Origin of the sequence: Brevibacillus sp. RS1.1 (assembly GCF_013284365.1) — a bacterium.
Taxonomy (GTDB): Bacteria; Bacillota; Bacilli; order Brevibacillales; family Brevibacillaceae; genus Brevibacillus; species Brevibacillus brevis_D.
Genome location: NZ_JABSVA010000009.1, coordinates 23,306 through 39,205, shown reverse-complemented (window position 1 = coordinate 39,205; position 15,900 = coordinate 23,306). Strand labels below are relative to the sequence as shown.

Annotated in this window: 20 protein-coding genes; 18 read left to right on the top strand and 2 right to left on the bottom strand. The window is 47.3% G+C overall.

Going from position 1 to position 15,900, the window contains the following annotated elements; all coding sequences use genetic code 11:
• The first annotated feature begins 175 nt into the window (after window positions 1-175).
• Entirely contained in the window at window positions 176-928 is a 753-nt protein-coding gene (gene pstB, locus HP570_RS23240) for a phosphate ABC transporter ATP-binding protein PstB (RefSeq protein ID WP_012684227.1), read from the top strand.
• A gap of 64 nt (window positions 929-992) precedes the next feature.
• Here the strand turns inward: pstB and HP570_RS23235 are convergent, their stop codons facing one another.
• A complete protein-coding gene (locus HP570_RS23235) occupies window positions 993-1,331 on the bottom strand; it encodes a winged helix-turn-helix transcriptional regulator (protein WP_007721121.1) in 339 nt (112 codons plus the stop codon).
• Window positions 1,332-1,502: 171 nt separating this feature from the next.
• Between HP570_RS23235 and HP570_RS23230 the strand changes: the two genes are divergently transcribed.
• The 8 genes from HP570_RS23230 to HP570_RS23195 all read left to right on the top strand — a co-directional run bounded on the left by HP570_RS23230 (window position 1,503) and on the right by HP570_RS23195 (window position 8,043).
• Window positions 1,503-2,126, top strand: coding sequence for an ester cyclase (locus tag HP570_RS23230; protein ID WP_173627309.1), 624 nt, complete (start codon window positions 1,503-1,505; stop codon window positions 2,124-2,126).
• A gap of 28 nt (window positions 2,127-2,154) precedes the next feature.
• A complete protein-coding gene (locus HP570_RS23225) occupies window positions 2,155-2,706 on the top strand; it encodes an NAD(P)H-dependent oxidoreductase (RefSeq protein WP_012684229.1) in 552 nt (183 codons plus the stop codon).
• Window positions 2,707-2,740: 34 nt separating this feature from the next.
• Entirely contained in the window at window positions 2,741-3,454 is a 714-nt protein-coding gene (locus HP570_RS23220; protein WP_142498473.1) for an SDR family oxidoreductase, read from the top strand.
• Window positions 3,455-3,560: 106 nt separating this feature from the next.
• A complete protein-coding gene (locus HP570_RS23215; protein WP_012684231.1) occupies window positions 3,561-4,853 on the top strand; it encodes an arsenic transporter in 1,293 nt (430 codons plus the stop codon).
• Window positions 4,854-4,985: 132 nt separating this feature from the next.
• Complete coding sequence (locus HP570_RS23210) at window positions 4,986-5,375, top strand: hypothetical protein (RefSeq protein WP_012684232.1); 390 nt, start codon at window positions 4,986-4,988, stop codon at window positions 5,373-5,375.
• A gap of 27 nt (window positions 5,376-5,402) precedes the next feature.
• Window positions 5,403-6,005 carry a gluconate 2-dehydrogenase subunit 3 family protein gene (locus HP570_RS23205; RefSeq protein WP_173627308.1) on the top strand — a complete coding sequence of 201 codons (603 nt, stop codon included), beginning with the start codon at window positions 5,403-5,405 and terminating at the stop codon, window positions 6,003-6,005.
• The gene (locus HP570_RS23200; protein WP_173627307.1) at window positions 5,992-7,611 is read left to right on the top strand and encodes a GMC family oxidoreductase; all 1,620 of its coding nucleotides are present in this window, start codon (window positions 5,992-5,994) and stop codon (window positions 7,609-7,611) included. Before HP570_RS23205 ends, HP570_RS23200 begins: the two co-directional genes overlap by 14 nt.
• A gap of 96 nt (window positions 7,612-7,707) precedes the next feature.
• Window positions 7,708-8,043 carry an ArsR/SmtB family transcription factor gene (locus tag HP570_RS23195; protein ID WP_012684235.1) on the top strand — a complete coding sequence of 112 codons (336 nt, stop codon included), beginning with the start codon at window positions 7,708-7,710 and terminating at the stop codon, window positions 8,041-8,043.
• Window positions 8,044-8,064: 21 nt separating this feature from the next.
• Here HP570_RS23195 and HP570_RS23190 read toward each other — a convergent pair whose 3' ends face one another.
• On the bottom strand, window positions 8,065-8,316 hold the full coding sequence (locus HP570_RS23190; RefSeq protein WP_173627306.1) for a glutaredoxin family protein: 252 nt from the start codon (window positions 8,314-8,316) through the stop codon (window positions 8,065-8,067).
• A 170-nt stretch (window positions 8,317-8,486) separates the two neighbouring features.
• On the opposite strand from HP570_RS23190, the gene HP570_RS23185 reads away from it, so the two are divergent.
• The 9 genes from HP570_RS23185 to HP570_RS23145 all read left to right on the top strand — a co-directional run bounded on the left by HP570_RS23185 (window position 8,487) and on the right by HP570_RS23145 (window position 15,896).
• A complete protein-coding gene (locus HP570_RS23185; protein WP_173607085.1) occupies window positions 8,487-8,729 on the top strand; it encodes a gamma-type small acid-soluble spore protein in 243 nt (80 codons plus the stop codon).
• A gap of 153 nt (window positions 8,730-8,882) precedes the next feature.
• Window positions 8,883-9,269: a holo-ACP synthase gene (acpS, locus tag HP570_RS23180; RefSeq protein ID WP_173627305.1), complete on the top strand. Its 387-nt coding sequence runs from the start codon at window positions 8,883-8,885 to the stop codon at window positions 9,267-9,269.
• Between the two features lie 264 nt (window positions 9,270-9,533).
• Window positions 9,534-10,571, top strand: coding sequence for an outer membrane lipoprotein-sorting protein (locus HP570_RS23175; RefSeq protein ID WP_012684239.1), 1,038 nt, complete (start codon window positions 9,534-9,536; stop codon window positions 10,569-10,571).
• A 599-nt stretch (window positions 10,572-11,170) separates the two neighbouring features.
• Window positions 11,171-12,544 (top strand): coiled-coil domain-containing protein, encoded by a 1,374-nt coding sequence (locus tag HP570_RS23170; protein ID WP_173627304.1) that lies wholly within the window; start codon window positions 11,171-11,173, stop codon window positions 12,542-12,544.
• A gap of 185 nt (window positions 12,545-12,729) precedes the next feature.
• Window positions 12,730-13,170 carry a hypothetical protein gene (locus HP570_RS23165; protein WP_012684242.1) on the top strand — a complete coding sequence of 147 codons (441 nt, stop codon included), beginning with the start codon at window positions 12,730-12,732 and terminating at the stop codon, window positions 13,168-13,170.
• A 2-nt stretch (window positions 13,171-13,172) separates the two neighbouring features.
• A complete protein-coding gene (gene alr, locus HP570_RS23160; RefSeq protein WP_173627303.1) occupies window positions 13,173-14,375 on the top strand; it encodes an alanine racemase in 1,203 nt (400 codons plus the stop codon).
• 230 nt (window positions 14,376-14,605) lie between these two features.
• Window positions 14,606-14,905, top strand: a complete 300-nt coding sequence (locus HP570_RS23155; protein ID WP_007721089.1) for a CopG family ribbon-helix-helix protein — start codon at window positions 14,606-14,608, stop codon at window positions 14,903-14,905.
• A gap of 3 nt (window positions 14,906-14,908) precedes the next feature.
• Window positions 14,909-15,259 (top strand): type II toxin-antitoxin system PemK/MazF family toxin, encoded by a 351-nt coding sequence (locus HP570_RS23150; protein WP_005830205.1) that lies wholly within the window; start codon window positions 14,909-14,911, stop codon window positions 15,257-15,259.
• Window positions 15,260-15,467: 208 nt separating this feature from the next.
• Complete coding sequence (locus HP570_RS23145; RefSeq protein ID WP_173627302.1) at window positions 15,468-15,896, top strand: anti-sigma regulatory factor; 429 nt, start codon at window positions 15,468-15,470, stop codon at window positions 15,894-15,896.
• Window positions 15,897-15,900 lie beyond the last annotated feature (4 nt).

Sequence of the window (15,900 nt, the reverse complement as noted above, 5' to 3'; positions counted from 1 at the left end):
AGCGTATATGCTTTATCGACAAGATTTACCATAAATTAACGTAAGATGACCTATGTAAAAAGTCCTAAGTCGAAATCTTTATCGAAACTTAATAAACACCACACGGAAACCTAACAATGGTGCGCTATAGTGGGGAAGTAAAAGGACGTAACAACCACGAAGGAGCGAAGACCGTATGAGTGTTATTTCGGTGAGGGAGTTGAATCTCTTCTACGGTAATAAGCAAGCCCTCTATCATATAAATCTGGATGTAGAGTCTGATTCCATTACAGCCTTAATTGGTCCGTCTGGCTGTGGTAAGTCTACATTTTTACGGACGTTGAATCGAATGAACGACTCTGTACCGAACACCAAAATTACGGGAACAGTAAAAGTGTTCGACGAGGATATTTATAGCTCTCGTGTAGAAGTTGAGCGACTTCGCAAAAATATCGGCATGGTGTTTCAGCATCCGAATCCATTTCCGAAGAGCATCTATGACAACATCACGTACGGGCCGAGACTCCATGGCATGAACGATCGTAACAAGCTGGACGAGCTGGTAGAGACAAGTCTCAAGGCAGCAGCCCTTTGGGATGAAGTGAAGGATGTATTGAAAAAGCCAGCAACAGGGCTTTCCGGTGGACAGCAGCAACGCCTTTGCATCGCACGGGCACTCGCTGTTCAGCCACAGATTATTTTGATGGATGAGCCAACCTCCGCCTTGGACCCCATTTCGACAGCCAAAATCGAAGAGCTGTTGGAAGAGCTGAAGAACCGTTATACGATTGTAATCGTGACGCACAACATGCAGCAGGCGGCACGTATTTCCGATAAGACTGCGTTTTTCTTGAATGGCGAGCTAGTCGAGTTTGACAGTACCCCGACGATCTTCCAAAATCCTCGTGACAAAAGAACAGAGGATTACATTACCGGACGTTTCGGATAATTCAATAAGCATGATGGTAGGAGAGCGGACTTTTGAGGTCCGCTCTTTTTTATTTGAAAAACGTTTATAAATGTAACCCAAATCTCTTTAATTCAATGAAAATACCTTCCAATCGTTTCCCCTTCTCCGTTAACGTATATTCCACGCGGGGAGGGACTTCCGGAAACACTTTCCTTTCCAATATGCCGTGCTCCTCCAATTCCTTCAGTCTGAGCGACAGTGTTTTTGGACTAATCCCATCCATGGATTTCAGCAGGTCGCTGAAACGCAGCGTTCCTTCGATAAGCAGGTCCCGAATGATTAAAAAGGTCCATTTGGTCCCGATTACGTCAAGCGTCTTGGCAATGGGGCAAGGTTGGCCTGGGGTTCCTTTGTTCAGTTCGATTGGCTCAAGAACGTTCATCGGAATATCCTCCAAAAAAATTAGTAGGGTTTTTGGCTATTATAGCGCAATAGTATCTTTTCGGAAACTATATGAAATAAATATCACTACTTCCATAAATGAAGTTAGTGTCATTACAATAGCAATGTAAACCGATACTTCCCCTCTAAATAAGGAGCTGATTAGAACGACATGATTCCACTTACCAAAAAAATGAGTTCGATAGCTGGTATTGCTGTCATCTTCGGGACGATGCTGTTCACGACAGCATGCGCTACTGATTCGAAAACGTCTGCTTATGATAAACAAACGGCTGTGTTGTCCGCCAAGACAGACGTCCAACTATTGAAGGATCTTCCTCAACCCGTTTCGATGACGATTGATTCCTCATTGGATTCAACGAAAGCTACCGAGATGGTACAGGCTGCACAACGTTTCTACGGATTCTGGAACACGGGGAATGAGGATCTCATTGCACAAACCGTTTCTCCAAGTTTCATAGATAACACATTGCCGAAAGGAAGGCCTCAAGGCCCCGATGGCTTGTTGTTCGCTTCCCGCAACTTCCGTAAAGCAGTTCCCGACTTGCAATGCAAGATTGAGGATTTACTGGTAGTGGGGGACAAGGTGACAGCTCGTCTTTCCTTTACGGGTACGAGCAAAGGCGAGTTTATGGGAAAACCTCTGGCCGGGAAGCCCATTCAATTTATGGCAATCGATGTTTTGCACATCAAGGATGGGAAGCTCGTTGAAGACTGGCACCTGGAAGACAATTTAACTTTTATGCAACAAATTGGCGTTTTAGCGGAAAATTGAACGTCCTAACATAAAGGAGATGGAAAAAATGAAAAAAATCCTTATCATCAATGGTCATCAAAAATATGGCTCATCAGAGGGGAAACTAAACCAAACATTGACGGATCATATGGTGCGTCTGCTCGAAAAAGAGAACCATGTACGAACTACCATTATTCAAAACGGATACCAAATCGAAGAAGAGCACGAGAAATTTCTCTGGGCAGATATGGTCATTTATCAAACCCCCATTTACTGGTTCAGTGTCCCTGGGTTAATGAAAACATATATGGATGAAGTATATGCCTACGGCTTGTTTTTCAAGGGGGCTAATCAGTACGGAAGAGGCGGTTTATTAACCGGCAAAAAATATATGTTTTCAACGACTTGGAATGCTCCAGAAAAAGCATTTAACGATCCGACCCAATTTTTTAATGGAGAAAGCCTGGAGGATGCAATCAGCCATTTGCACCGCGTACAGGAATTTTTAGGCATGCAACCTGTAAAGAGCTTTGCTTGCTATGATGTCATCAAAAATCCGCAGATCGACCGATTTGTATCCGAACTCGAGGCGCATCTCAAACAGGTATTGAGTTTCTAATAAAAACCTCACAATAAAGGGGAGAGATCTTATCATGTTGCACAATCAAAAGATAGTCATCATCGGCGGAAGCTCCGGAATTGGTTTGGAGACAGCCAAACAGGCAGTAGCGCTAGGAGCAGAAGTGATCATTGCAAGCCGCTCCGAAGAGAAATTGCAAAAGGCAAAAGAGAGTCTGGGCTCCAAAGCCTCGGCGTATACGTTAGATATCACCGATGAGCAGCAGGTTCAGGCCTTTTTTGAAAAAGTAGGCACATTTGATCATCTGGTCGTCAGCGCAGCGGAAACATCAGGTGGTTCATTCCTTCAAACGGATACAGCCCAAGCGCGGAAGCTGTTTGACAACAAATTTTGGGGCCAATACTACGCAGCGAAGTACGGAGCAACGAAGATTTCCACAAACGGTTCCATCACCTTATTCTCCGGGGTTGTTGCCTACAAAGCGATGATCGGTTCGTCTGCCCTTGGTGCAGTTAATGCGGCGGTTTCGAATCTGGGGCAAACCCTCGCCTTGGAACTGGCACCAATCCGAGTGAATATCGTTTCACCTGGCATTATTGATACGCCATCACGGAGTAAAATGCCTGAAGATGTGCGCGAAAATTTCTATGCAACATTGGCAGACAAACTCCCTGTGAAGAGAGTTGGACAAGCGAAAGACGTCGCACAAAGCGTACTATACCTGCTCCAAAATAGTTTTGTTACCGGAACTGTACTTCATGTAGAAGGTGGCCACATTTTACTTTAACGAGTTCCATTACTTGACGTTTCAGATCATTTCAATTTGTAGTATGGTAGGAGAGCGGACTTTTTGAGGCCCGCTCTTTTTGGTTTTTGGAAAGGAGATACTTGCAGTGGTTTGGATTTCATGTTTCCTTTTTTTGATTACGTTGACATTGGTTATCTGGCAACCGCGGGGGTTGTCGATTGGTTATCCGGCTGTCGGTGGAGCACTGCTAGCATTGGCGATCGGGGTAGTCACGATTGGTGATGTTGCAGAGGTAACCTCCATTGTTTGGAATGCGACGCTCGCGTTAATTGGGATTATCATCATCTCGCTCGTATTGGACGAAGTCGGTTTTTTTGAATGGGCTGCGCTCCATATGGCCCGTTTTGCCAAAGGGAATGGGCGGTTGATGTTCGTTTATGTGATCCTGCTCGGTTCACTCGTATCCGCTTTGTTTACGAATGATGGGGCAGCCCTAATCCTGACGCCGATTGTGTTGGCACAGGTGCGGGCACTAAAGCTGGATGGGAAAACAGTTTTGGCATTTGTCATGGCGAGCGGGTTCATTGCAGATACGAGCTCGTTGCCCTTTGTGATTAGCAATTTGGTGAATATTGTTTCTGCTGACTATTTTGATATCGGCTTTGCTGCGTATGCGGCCAAAATGATCATTCCGACTTTGTTTTCGATTGGTGGAAGTTTGCTGGTTTTGTACCTATATTTTCGCAAAAGCATCCCGGCGCAGATTGACCTTTCCCATCTAAAAAATCCGGAGGAAGCGATTCGCGATCACAGAATGTTTCGCCTGGCGTGGCCGATTCTTGCGGTGTTGTTGATTGGCTTTTTTATTAGCGAGTCCATCCATACGCCCGTTTCTATCATCATTGCGGGGGCAGCCATCATTTTTTGCCTGGCTGCAAGAAAAAGTGAAGCGATCGCCATGCGGCGGATTATGAAAGAAGCACCGTGGGTAGTCGTTGTTTTTTCAATTGGCATGTATGTCGTGGTGTGGGGCCTGCACAACGCGAAATTGACTGACTTGGTCAAGGACGCCTTGGATTGGTTCATGGGGCATGGTTTATTGGCAACGACCTTGGGAACAGGCTTTCTGGCTGCTGCTCTTTCCTCTGTCATGAACAACCTACCGACAGTCATCTTCAACGCGTTGGCAATTGCAGGGACACAAGCAGATGGAGTGTTGCGGGAAGCGATGATCTACGCCAATGTGATCGGGAGCGATTTAGGGCCGAAAATAACCCCGATTGGATCGCTTGCGACCTTGCTCTGGTTGCATGTCTTGGGACGCAAAGACGTGACGATTACGTGGGGACAGTATTTTCGGACGGGGGTTATTTTGACCGTACCGACATTGATGTTCACCTTGCTCGGTTTGTATTTGACATTGGTTTATTTTTCATAGGGAATGAAAAGCCTGCTGGCTAGTAGCAGGCTTTTTTCTATTCATCATGCTGCTTGTATTGAAATAGGCAGAATAGGACCTGACAAGGACGGAAAAAATAGGCGCAATGTACGTAAAAAGGAGGATGTTTCCATGTGGCATGGCTGGCCGATCGAACGCGTACTGATACTTTTTACTGGATTGGCGTTTGCCCTGATTGCGGTTCAGGTCACACTTTTTCACTCTCGACAAAACTTCCGACATTGGGCAATGTGGATTCCCGTGCTTGAGCTCCCTGTATTTGCGGTTACTGCTATTGTTTTATCGTTTGTGAATGCGGGTTGGCTACGCTGGGTGTTTGCTTTGATGATGGTCGTTGGCATGGTTGGGGGGTTGTATGGGGCCTATTTACATACGGTTGGCGTCGGGCAGCGTGTGGGGGGGTATTCACAGGGTCAAAATTTTCTCGTCGGTCCTCCTGTGATTCTTCCTTTACTGATCACGGCAATGTCAGCATTAGGGCTTCTTGCGCTGTTTTGGTAAAAATCGTTTTCAAAGGGGTGAGAGGACATGGAAAAGCCTAAACGTTACCCATCCTATGATGTTTGGGACCAGCATACAGAGTGGGATGCTCACACCAGGAAAGTGGTAGGCGCCAGACGAATGCCCGCGATTGCCAATCAATTTTTTACGAAGCCTGAATCCTTGCTTTTGCAGACAGTCGTAGGCGTATTGGTCAATGATCACCGTTTGGAGGTGCTGACCTTTGTTGTGGAGCATCTGGACAATACGACGGCTAGTAATATCGGCGAATCACAGCGAAAGGTCGGAATTCCACCCAAAAAAGAGCTCTATCGCTCGGGCTTGAAAGGGATTGATGCGGAGAGTCATGCCGCTTATGGAACTGATTTTGTTGCGTTGAAGCTAGACCAGCAGGAAGCTGTTCTTCAGCACGTCGCGAATGGAGGCATCCAAAACCAGGAGGCGTGGAAAGACTTTGCTCCCGCAGATTTTTTCAAGCGGTTGCTGCATGACACAGTCAGTGCGTACTATTCGCATCCGTTAGTTTGGTCGGATATCGGCTATGGCGGACCCGCTTATCCGCGCGGTTATGTACGGGTGGAAAAAGGATTGACAGACCCATGGGAGGCGAAAACAAATGACGAGTCATGACCATCATACGATTACTCATCGCCCTACTCCTGTGGATCAAAGAAAATACGCCAATGACGCAGATGTATGTATCGTAGGTGCCGGAGCGGCAGGAGGCGTGCTGGCTTATGAGTTGGCAAAAGCCGGGTTGCGCGTAGTCGTACTGGAAGCGGGGCCGTTTTGGGACCCGCAGCACGATTTCGCAAGTGATGAGCTGTCGATGCGGAGATTGGCCTGGCAGGAAACGAGGCTGGTAGCAGGCAAAGACCCGCTGCGTTTGGGACATAACAACTCAGGACGGGGAATTGGGGGAGGCACCGTGCATTTTACGGGGGTGTTCCTGCGTTTCCACGAGAGTGATTTTAAGACGAAGACGGTAGACGGCGTAGGGGAGGACTGGCCGATTACGTATCAGGACCTTGCCCCGTACTACGACAAGATCGAACGGGAGATTGCGGTCTCAGGTCCTAATCATTTTCCGTGGGGTTCCTTTCAAGGGCCATATCCGTACCCGGTTCGGGAGCCCATCAGCGCCAACGCGCAACTGTTCCGGGAAGGGTGCGAGAAGCTGGGAATCGAGAGTGTGGTCGCCCCTCTGGCGATTTTATCGGGTCCTTTTGATGGGCGTCCCCCCTGTATCAATCGTGGCTTTTGCAATCAAGGGTGCATGCCGAATGCCAAGTACAGCGGGTTGATTCATCATATTCCCAAAGCGATAGCGGAGGGGGCAGAGGTACTGGCCGACTGCATGGTGACGGAAATTTTGATGGCTGGTGACCGGGTCGGCGGTGTGTTGTTTAACCATAATGGTTTGACGTACAGGCAAATGGCTCGTGTGGTCATTTTGGCCGGGTTTGTGGTGGAGACTCCCCGATTGCTGCTCAGTTCGGCGAATGCTCAGTTTCCGCAAGGGCTGGCGAATTCGAGTGGATGGGTAGGAAAAGCAATTATGCCCCACTCCAGTCATGATGTATACGGACGTCTACCGGAGGAAGTGCGATTGTATAAAGGAACCCCTGTGCTTGCCTTGACGCAGCATTTTTATGAGACGGACCGGGAACGAGGATTTGCCCGCGGATATACATTGAGTGCACACGGGTCACGTCCGGTCGGGATGGCGGCTGCCATTGCTGCCGAGAGGGAAGATGGCTCGTATTTATGGGGAAAACAGCTTCGAGAGACCATGCTGGATTACAATATGTATGCGCGGATCACCTTGGTAGGGGAAGTACTGCCTCACCCTGATAACAGAGTGACGCTCTCAGGAGAAAAGGATGAATACGGAATGCCGATCCCTACGGTAACGTTCAGTTATCAGGAGAACGACAAACAGCTTTACAAGCATGCCATTGGGCAAATGAACCGGATTATTGAAGCGATGGGAGGACATCCGGAGCATGTGGTGTCTGATACCGCTCATCTCATGGGGGGATGCCGAATGGGGAATGACAGGGAAACCTCTGTTGTGAATGAATACGGGCAGTCACATGACATACCCAATCTTTTCATAGCAGGTGCTTCTACGTTTGTTACCTCAAGTGGTAGCAATCCGACAAATACAGTCATGGCGCTGGCTGCTCGCACTGCAGACAAGATCATTGAGGCGATGAAAAAGCAAGATGTATAGGCGGGGTTCACATAACTTTTGCGTTCTATCTTCCCCATCATATAAGCCATATAGTATACTGATAAACAGATATGTAAGGCAAAGGTGGGTATCCTTATGGAAATGGATTTGATGCAGGTTCTGTTTTTGTCAGAGACTTATAAGCTACTTGGTGACAAGACGCGCTTGACGATCATGGCTCTCCTGCAAGTACAGTCCTTATGTGTCCGTGATCTCGTGGAAATTTTGCAAACTTCCCAGCCTTCTGTTTCCCAGCACCTGGCTAAGTTAAAAACGCATGGTTTGGTCAAAGAGCGCAGGAAAGGACCATGGGTTTATTACTCCGTTAATACGGAATGCAGTCCTGAAGTGAAGCAAATTTTGTCTAACTTGCCGGACATGTCGCCAGTCGTCAAACAAAAATCAGCTGCAAGTGAACCTTCATTTGGCTGATCAGTCGTAAAAAGCGTTGGATCAATTGAGATCCAACGCTTTTTTTAGTTCTTCCTTGTCAAATCCATGGATGACAATTTGCTCGCTGTTTTCCTTTTCAATGTAGGTTACAGGTGTCATGCTGGCGCCTAATTGAATGGCTTCCTGGAAAAAAGCCTCGTTTTGACGGATGTCTCTGTCTTCGAAATCAATGTCGTTTGAAGTCAGCCACATTTTTTCTTCCTGACAAGGACCGCAAGTGACTTGGGTATAGATAATAACCTTGTGAGCCATACAGAATTGCTCCTTTCAAAAGCAGAGTAGAAGCCTTGCCTTTCCAATATGAATGATCGGTCGAGACAAAGCAAGTAAACAACAGTATGATTTGGAAAAATGAGGATGGATACGCATGTAGGGGGCTGTACAAATTATATTCAGTGACGTCGAGGAGGTGAATGTTAACGATGCCTAAACAAAACAGAGGTATGGGCCAAGCGAACCAAGCTAGCCAAGCAGCAAACACTGCGACTGAATTCGCAAGTGAAACAAACGCAGCAGAGGTTCGTCGTCAGAACCAACAATCCGCACAACGCGCTACTTCCCAAGGCGCTGCGACTGAGTTCGCAAGTGAGACAAATGTTGCGGAAGTTCGCCGTCAGAACCAACAATCGGCTGCACAACAATCTTCTGGCCAAGTTACTGAGTAGGAGCCAGCGGACAAAAGCCCTCGCAATTTGCGGGGGTTTTATTTTTTCCATAAAGTCTATGCATGGAATGTGGTCTCTATCCTCGCACTTGCAAAAGCGTGGAAGTGGATGATACTGTGATTCGTAAATCAGCCTACTAGGAGGCAAGTGCTCATGATCATTGGAACAGGCGTAGACATTGTGGAAATAGAGCGCATCGCTACTTTGATAAAAAGACAAGAGCGTGCAATCAAACACTTTTTGACCACAGATGAACAACAGCTCCTGCATGGAAAATCAGAGACGAGACAGGCGGAAATGGTTGCAGGCAGATTTGCTGCCAAGGAAGCGGGAGCAAAGGCACTTGGCACAGGCATTGGTGCTGTACTCAGCTTTTTGGATATGGAAATCCTCCCGAATCATTTGGGCAAGCCGGTCATGACCATAAAGAACGAGGTGTACAGCAAACTTGATCTGGACCCCACTCGGGTTCAGATTCATGTGAGCATTTCGCATAGCCAGTCGCATGCGATTGCGCAAGTCATTGTAGAAGAACGATAGATGTTTGAAAAAACCGATAAACTTGTCTGCATATTGGGACGAGGATGGACATACATTTATATCGCGTAGATCAGGAGGGACTACCTGCTCTTACACAGGAAGGCTAAGTCTGTAGCCGATCCAAGCGATATGTCGTCAACTTCGTAACCATTTGCAACCATTGACACGATGTGCGCTGCATGGGCGAGAGACTGACAGATTTCCCAGGAAATAGACAGGGATGCCCTTCTTTGTCGAAAATATTGACAAGGAGGAGTTCATTGAATGAAACGGGTAGCTTTACCACTGGTGTTATTGTTGGTTTTCACCCTGTTCCTCGGCGGTTGTTTCGGTCAGAAAACACCAGAAGATGTGGTGAGCGACCTGAACGGTGCGTTGGGAAAAATGACTGGGTACAAGTCTCAGGCAGTTTTGACCATGCAGACAGGCTCTACCCCCATGGAGTACGATGTTCAGGTCTGGTATGAAAAGCCAACCAACTATCGGGTAGCTCTCACCTCGAAGCAGCGTGGCATTACACAAATCATCTTGCGAAACAATGAAGGAGTCTTTGTACTGACCCCGCATCTGAACAAGAGCTTCCGCTTCCAAAGTGGCTGGCCTGAGAACAACGGACCGTTATATCTATACGAAACGCTGGCCAAGAGCATTATCGATGACACCGAGCGCCAAATGAAGATGGAAGAAAAACAGTATGTATTCGAAGTGAAAGCGAACTACAGCGGCAATCGTTCTTTGACCAAGCAAAAAATTTGGCTGACAGAAGATTTCAAACCAACGCACGCCGAAATTATGGACGCTAGCATGAATCCGCTCGTACGTATTGATTTCACTGATTTTTCGTTCAACCCTATGTTTGACAAAGACGCCTTTGACAAAGAGCGCAATATGACAACAAGCTCGTTGACAACGATCCCAACAATGGCGCAAACAAATGGACAGGTCGTAAAACAACCGAACAGCCAATTCGGTGTTATCGTCCCTACGTATATGCCAGAAGGGGTTAAGCAAGGAGATATCGAGCCAGTCACCCGTGATGGAGAGAGAAAGGTTATCTTAACCTACAAAGGGACTTACAACTACAAGGTAATCGAAGGTCGCCCGACAGCAGCATCTGTATCGTATGAGCAAGGTATGCCTGTGAACCTCGGCTTTACGGTTGGTGTGCTTGCGCAGACAGGTGAAAATCAGCGACTTCTGACGTGGGAGCTCGACGGCATCGAATATACAATCGCGGGGGATCTTCCTGAGGAAGAAATGGTGAATGTCGCACAGTCGACATATGGCCTCAGCGCGAAATAAAAGCGTGGGAGAGGGGACGGTGAATGCCGTCCTCTTTTGTTTTCGCATTAGAAAGTGGCTGTAGCGGAGGGGAAGAAGCGCATTTCCAGTCTACGCTTCGGCCTACGCCCCGCAAGGGGTTAGACTGAAATGCACTTAATCCCAAGCAACTTTGTTCTACTATTTTAGAAACTCCCCCCTGTTGATACATAAAGGAGAATCTTCCTAAGTTTTTAAAGAAGCGATGAACCAAAAAAGCTGGCAAAAAGAAAAAGCACAGGGCTCGCAGACCTTGACAACGCCTACCCAGTCGGAACTCCAAAAAGGGGACCACGCTTGTCGAACACTTCTTCCCTGAAAAACTTCCGCCCGTAGGGTGGCTTTGGATCGACGGTCCCCTTTTTGGAGTGGAGACGGCCAGTGAATCCCCCAGTTGGCGTGTCAGAGTCGAAGAGAACTGTGCTTTTTCTTTTCCTCCACTATGTTGACATAGTTTTCTACGATTTTCCCTCAAGTTTTCCTTTTTTCTCAAACGGGAATCTAAAAATACCCATGTACACTTGGTCTTGTAACAAAGAACAAGCACACTACACGAGCATAGACGAAAGGGTTGAGTGTATATGTTTAGCAAAACGAAAATGGGAATGCTGATGGGTACGATGGCAGTAGTTTTGAGTCTGGGTAGCATAGGCGGAGCAATGGCAGCCGATTCAGCAAAACCAACTTCATTGAATAAACCCGTAGAAGTAAAATTCAAAACTGGCAAGATGGGCCACCACGGTGGGGTGGGCTTCAAAGAAAATAAAGAGCTGCTCTCGCTGTTAAAGCTGGATGCTGACAAGCTGAAAGAAGAGCTTGCGGCAGGGAAAACACTCGCAGCGATTGCACAAGCCCAAGGAGTTGACACTGCAGATGTCGTGGCACTTCTGGTTGACCAGCAAGAGGCCAAACTGAAGGAAGCAGTGGCAGCAGGCAAGCTGACGCAGGAGCAGGCAGATAAGCTGTCTGAAAATCTGAGCGACCGCGTAAAAGAACAGGTAGAAAACTCGAAACCGGATAAAGGCTTCGGCAGAGGAGGCTTCATCGGTGGCTTCGAGAAAAACGAAGAACTGCTGTCTCTCTTGAAGCTGGATGCCGATAAACTCCAAGAAGAACTGAAAGCCGACAAATCGCTGGCTACAATCGCAGAGGCTCAAGGCGTATCCGTGGATGATCTGGTGGCTCTGTTGGTGAAACAACAGGAAGCCAAGCTGAAAGAGGCGGTAGCGGCAGGCAAGCTCACTCAGGAGCAAGCCGACAAGATGAATGAAAAAGCGAGCGAACGAGTAAAAGAAATGGTGCAAAATACGCATCATGGACGTGGACAGGGTAGAGAAATGGGCTTTGAGAAAAACGAAGAACTGTTGTCCCTCTTGAAGCTGGACGCCGATAAGCTCCAAGAAGGGCTGAAAGCGGAGAAATCGCTGGCTACAATCGCAGAGACCCAAGGCGTATCCGTGGATGATCTGGTAGCACTGTTGGTGAAACAACAGGAAGCCAAGCTGAAAGAGGCAGTAGCGGCAGGCAAGCTCACTCAGGAGCAAGCCGACAAGATGAATGAAAAAGCGAGCGAACGAGTAAAAGAAATGGTGCAAAATACGCATCATGGACGTGGACCAGGTAAAGGAATGGGTATCGAGAAAAATGAAGAACTGCTGTCCCTCCTCAAGCTGGATGCAGACAAGCTGAAAGAAGAGCAAAAAGCAGGAAAATCGTTGGCGACTATTGCAAAGGAGCAAGGCGTAGAAGTGGATGACGTTATCAAGCTCTTGGTAGGTCAGCACGAAACCAAGCTAAAAGAAGCAGTTAAGGCAGGCAAGCTCACACAGGAGCAAGCTGACAAGCGCAGCGAGGAATTGACTGCGATGGTGCAAAAGATGGTGGATGGCAGCTTTGAAAAAGTCGTTTTCCCAAGACATGAAAAAGAGAAAAAAGACCAGAAGGAAACCATGTAGAAAAGTCAGGCAGGTGGGAGTTACTCTCATCTGCTTTTCTATTTTCTCGGGATTGGTCGATGTGCGTCGATTTGTACATAAAAACCAACGTGCGAATGAGGTGAAAGGACAATCCGCGAATTGACACACAGCGGGAAAACACGATACATTCAGAGTAACTTATTGAATGAGGTGGCATGCTTTACATGAAGAAACCGTCTAACGAAGTTTTGTACCAGGAAGCATCGACCTACAAAGACATGCTCCTGCGAAAAAGCTGGAAAATGCGCATTAACGAGACTGTCATGTTTGTGCTGGGGATGATGATTCTCGCTCAATTTTTCCCGACCAATGACACGAGATTCAAGGTCCTTGTTTTCGCCATTGCCATTGCTGTTGTTGGATTGTCTCCGTTTATGTACAAATCGGTATTACGTCCGGTGTACAAGCTGACCAAGACCCACCTGATTATCTCCTTGTCAGGACAGGAAAAGAGCTACCCGCTATCTGAAGTCGAGCAAATTTATGAAGGCCGTCATTTTTATCTCGTTGGCGGCAAAAAGGAATCCCTGATGGTTTCCAGGCAATTTCTCAGTCATTTGAATGAACGCTTGTTTTACTATAAAAAAGGGAACAAGAGGAGATAGGAATGAAATCGTTTTGTCGTGACACTTGGGTAGAGGTTGATTTGGATGCCATCCGGGCGAACCTCGAGACATTCAAACGCCATTTGCCAGAAAAAACGGATATTATGGCTGTTGTGAAAGCAGACGGGTATGGTCATGGTGCTGTCCATGTTGGAAAAGAAGCGTTGGCGAGCGGTGCAGATTCACTTGCAGTCGCATTGCTCGATGAAGCGCTTATTTTGCGGAGGGCAGGGATCACAGCACCGATTTTAGTGTTGGGATACACACCTGTCGAGTCCATTGTCACTGCAAGCGAGCTGGAAGTGGAGTTAACTGCTTACAGCGTCGAATGGATCACGGAAGCGAACGACATTCTTCAGAAAAACGATCACAAGCCTGTCGGAATTCATGTGAAGACCGATACGGGGATGGGACGTTTGGGCGTTCGGACAAAGGAAGATTTGCTTGCGGTTGTAGGTGCCCTTGAAGAATGCTCGAAGCTTAAGTGGACAGGCATTTTTACGCATTTTGCCTGCGCGGATGAACCAGATACAACCCATGTGCGACGACAACACGACTTGTTTCAATCCTTTTTGCAAGCACTGCGTGAAGCAAATAAAACATTGCCGACCGTTCATTGCTGCAATACGGCTGCGGCTATCGCATTTCCCGATTGGGGGTATGATACGATTCGTTTAGGCATAGGTTTATACGGATTGTATCCTTCTTTGTACATGAAAGAACGTGCGGATGTTATTCTTGCCCCCGCGCTGGCGCTCAAGACCAGAATTGCCCACGTGAAGAAGGCAGATGAGCCATTTACCGTCAGCTATGGTGCTACGCATACAGCACAGCCGGATGAGTGGATTGCAACGCTGCCGATTGGATACGCAGATGGCTATTCTCGCCTTTTGTCCAACCGCGGTGAGGTGTTGTACAATGGCACGCGCTACCCGATTGCAGGCAGAGTTTGCATGGACCAAATCATGGTCAGCCTGAATTCGACAGAAGCAGCGGTCAATGATGAGGTCGTCTTGTATGGTAAGCAGGGTGATGAGGAAATCTCCTTGGATGAAATTGCCGATTTGCTGGGAACAATCAATTACGAGGTTCCTTGTATGCTGAATTACCGAATTCCGCGCCTTTATTTGCGCGACCAGAAGGTAACGGACGTATTTCACCCATTGACGATGAAGCACTCGTCCCATGAAAATGTAAATATCTAGCAGGGAAAGTCAGCAGGAATTTCCCCGTGGAACACGAATACTAGTTAAGCGAAAAAGCTGGCTTTTTTGGGTAAACGAAGTCTTCACCTGCACCTTTGGATTGTTTACACTCACGTTTTCTCACCGAAAAAGCGCACAGTAGGTATATTTTTGCAATGGATTCGACATAATGGTATTGTTCATATTGGCTGTTCTTTCTAGAACCAGCAAAGCGGATGGAAGTTACGGTCATGGTTGGAGGTGGATTTGTCTTGTCGAAGTCAAACACGAAACGCATCATGATCAGCTTGCCACAACACTTGCTTCAGGAAGTGGATGGCGTTATTCAAAAGGAAAAATCCAATCGCAGCGAGTTTATTCGTCAAGCGATGCATTTGTATTTGAAAGAGCGAAAAAAACGTACAATCCGTGAGACCATGCAAAAAGGGTACATGGAGATGGCGAAGATCAATCTGAATATGGCATCGGAGGCTTTTGGCGCTGAAGAAGAGGCTGACCATACTCTTGTCCGCTTAGTTAGCGGGGTGTGACTGGTGATTGTCAAACGTGGCGATGTGTTTTTCGCGGACCTGTCCCCGGTCGTTGGCTCTGAGCAAGGAGGCGTACGGCCTGTTTTAGTCATTCAAAACGACATTGGAAATCGATTTAGTCCGACGGTCATCGTCGCAGCCATTACGGCGCAGATTCAAAAGGCGAAGCTGCCTACGCATGTGGAAATTGACGCAAAAACTTATGGATTTGATCGTGACTCCGTTATTCTGTTGGAACAAATACGAACCATTGACAAACAACGTCTAACTGATAAAATTACGCATCTCGATGACGAGATGATGGATCGGGTTAATGAATCCTTGCAAATCAGTTTAGGACTCATTGATTTTTAACGTGTGAAAAAAGATCAGATTATTTGATAGGAAAAGCCACTTGAGTGAAGCAAGTGGTTTTTTGCTGTCAAATTTGCAGGGATTTCGTGGGTGTACATCGAACTGTTCGAAAAGAGAATATAAGACAAAATGTGACACAATATGATTTATTTTTCGAGGTAGAGAAAAAACTCATTTCTACCTACCAAGCGAGGCGGAAGGGGTTTTTTTGGTTGTGGCAGACTATTCTCCTGAGACAATCAATATAGAACAAGAATCAGACATCGTGACGGCGCGGCAAGTGGGGCGAAACATGTCGAAGCTGTTTGGCTTTGGCACGATCACGCAGTCCCGCATCGCCACGTCAATCTCTGAATTAGCTCGCAACATTTATTTGTATGCGGGCGCGGGGACGATCACCATTTCGCCGATTGAGCGCGAAGGAATGATCGGCTTGCAAATAACAGCAAATGACAGCGGTCCAGGGATTCCTGATATTCGCCAGGCATTAGATGATGGCTATTCGACTTCGGGTGCCCTCGGAGCCGGATTGCCGGGTGTCAGACGCATGATGGATGAATTTGAGATCCACAGTACCCTGGGTGAAGGAACGCGTGTTGTTGTTGTGAAGTGGAGCGATCAAGCAAAGGAGGAATGAGATA

Excerpts from the sequence above, each read along its gene's own strand:
- pstB (WP_012684227.1), top strand. The coding sequence starts at position 176 with ATGAGTGTTATTTCGGTGAGGGAGTTGAATCTCTTCTACGGTAATAAG.
- HP570_RS23235 (WP_007721121.1), bottom strand. The coding sequence starts at position 1,331 with ATGAACGTTCTTGAGCCAATCGAACTGAACAAAGGAACCCCAGGCCAA.
- HP570_RS23230 (WP_173627309.1), top strand. The coding sequence starts at position 1,503 with ATGATTCCACTTACCAAAAAAATGAGTTCGATAGCTGGTATTGCTGTC.
- HP570_RS23225 (WP_012684229.1), top strand. The coding sequence starts at position 2,155 with ATGAAAAAAATCCTTATCATCAATGGTCATCAAAAATATGGCTCATCA.
- HP570_RS23220 (WP_142498473.1), top strand. The coding sequence starts at position 2,741 with ATGTTGCACAATCAAAAGATAGTCATCATCGGCGGAAGCTCCGGAATT.
- HP570_RS23210 (WP_012684232.1), top strand. The coding sequence starts at position 4,986 with ATGTGGCATGGCTGGCCGATCGAACGCGTACTGATACTTTTTACTGGA.
- HP570_RS23205 (WP_173627308.1), top strand. The coding sequence starts at position 5,403 with ATGGAAAAGCCTAAACGTTACCCATCCTATGATGTTTGGGACCAGCAT.
- HP570_RS23200 (WP_173627307.1), top strand. The coding sequence starts at position 5,992 with ATGACGAGTCATGACCATCATACGATTACTCATCGCCCTACTCCTGTG.
- HP570_RS23195 (WP_012684235.1), top strand. The coding sequence starts at position 7,708 with ATGGAAATGGATTTGATGCAGGTTCTGTTTTTGTCAGAGACTTATAAG.
- HP570_RS23190 (WP_173627306.1), bottom strand. The coding sequence starts at position 8,316 with ATGGCTCACAAGGTTATTATCTATACCCAAGTCACTTGCGGTCCTTGT.
- HP570_RS23185 (WP_173607085.1), top strand. The coding sequence starts at position 8,487 with ATGCCTAAACAAAACAGAGGTATGGGCCAAGCGAACCAAGCTAGCCAA.
- acpS (WP_173627305.1), top strand. The coding sequence starts at position 8,883 with ATGATCATTGGAACAGGCGTAGACATTGTGGAAATAGAGCGCATCGCT.
- HP570_RS23175 (WP_012684239.1), top strand. The coding sequence starts at position 9,534 with ATGAAACGGGTAGCTTTACCACTGGTGTTATTGTTGGTTTTCACCCTG.
- HP570_RS23170 (WP_173627304.1), top strand. The coding sequence starts at position 11,171 with ATGTTTAGCAAAACGAAAATGGGAATGCTGATGGGTACGATGGCAGTA.
- HP570_RS23165 (WP_012684242.1), top strand. The coding sequence starts at position 12,730 with ATGAAGAAACCGTCTAACGAAGTTTTGTACCAGGAAGCATCGACCTAC.
- alr (WP_173627303.1), top strand. The coding sequence starts at position 13,173 with ATGAAATCGTTTTGTCGTGACACTTGGGTAGAGGTTGATTTGGATGCC.
- HP570_RS23155 (WP_007721089.1), top strand. The coding sequence starts at position 14,606 with ATGGTTGGAGGTGGATTTGTCTTGTCGAAGTCAAACACGAAACGCATC.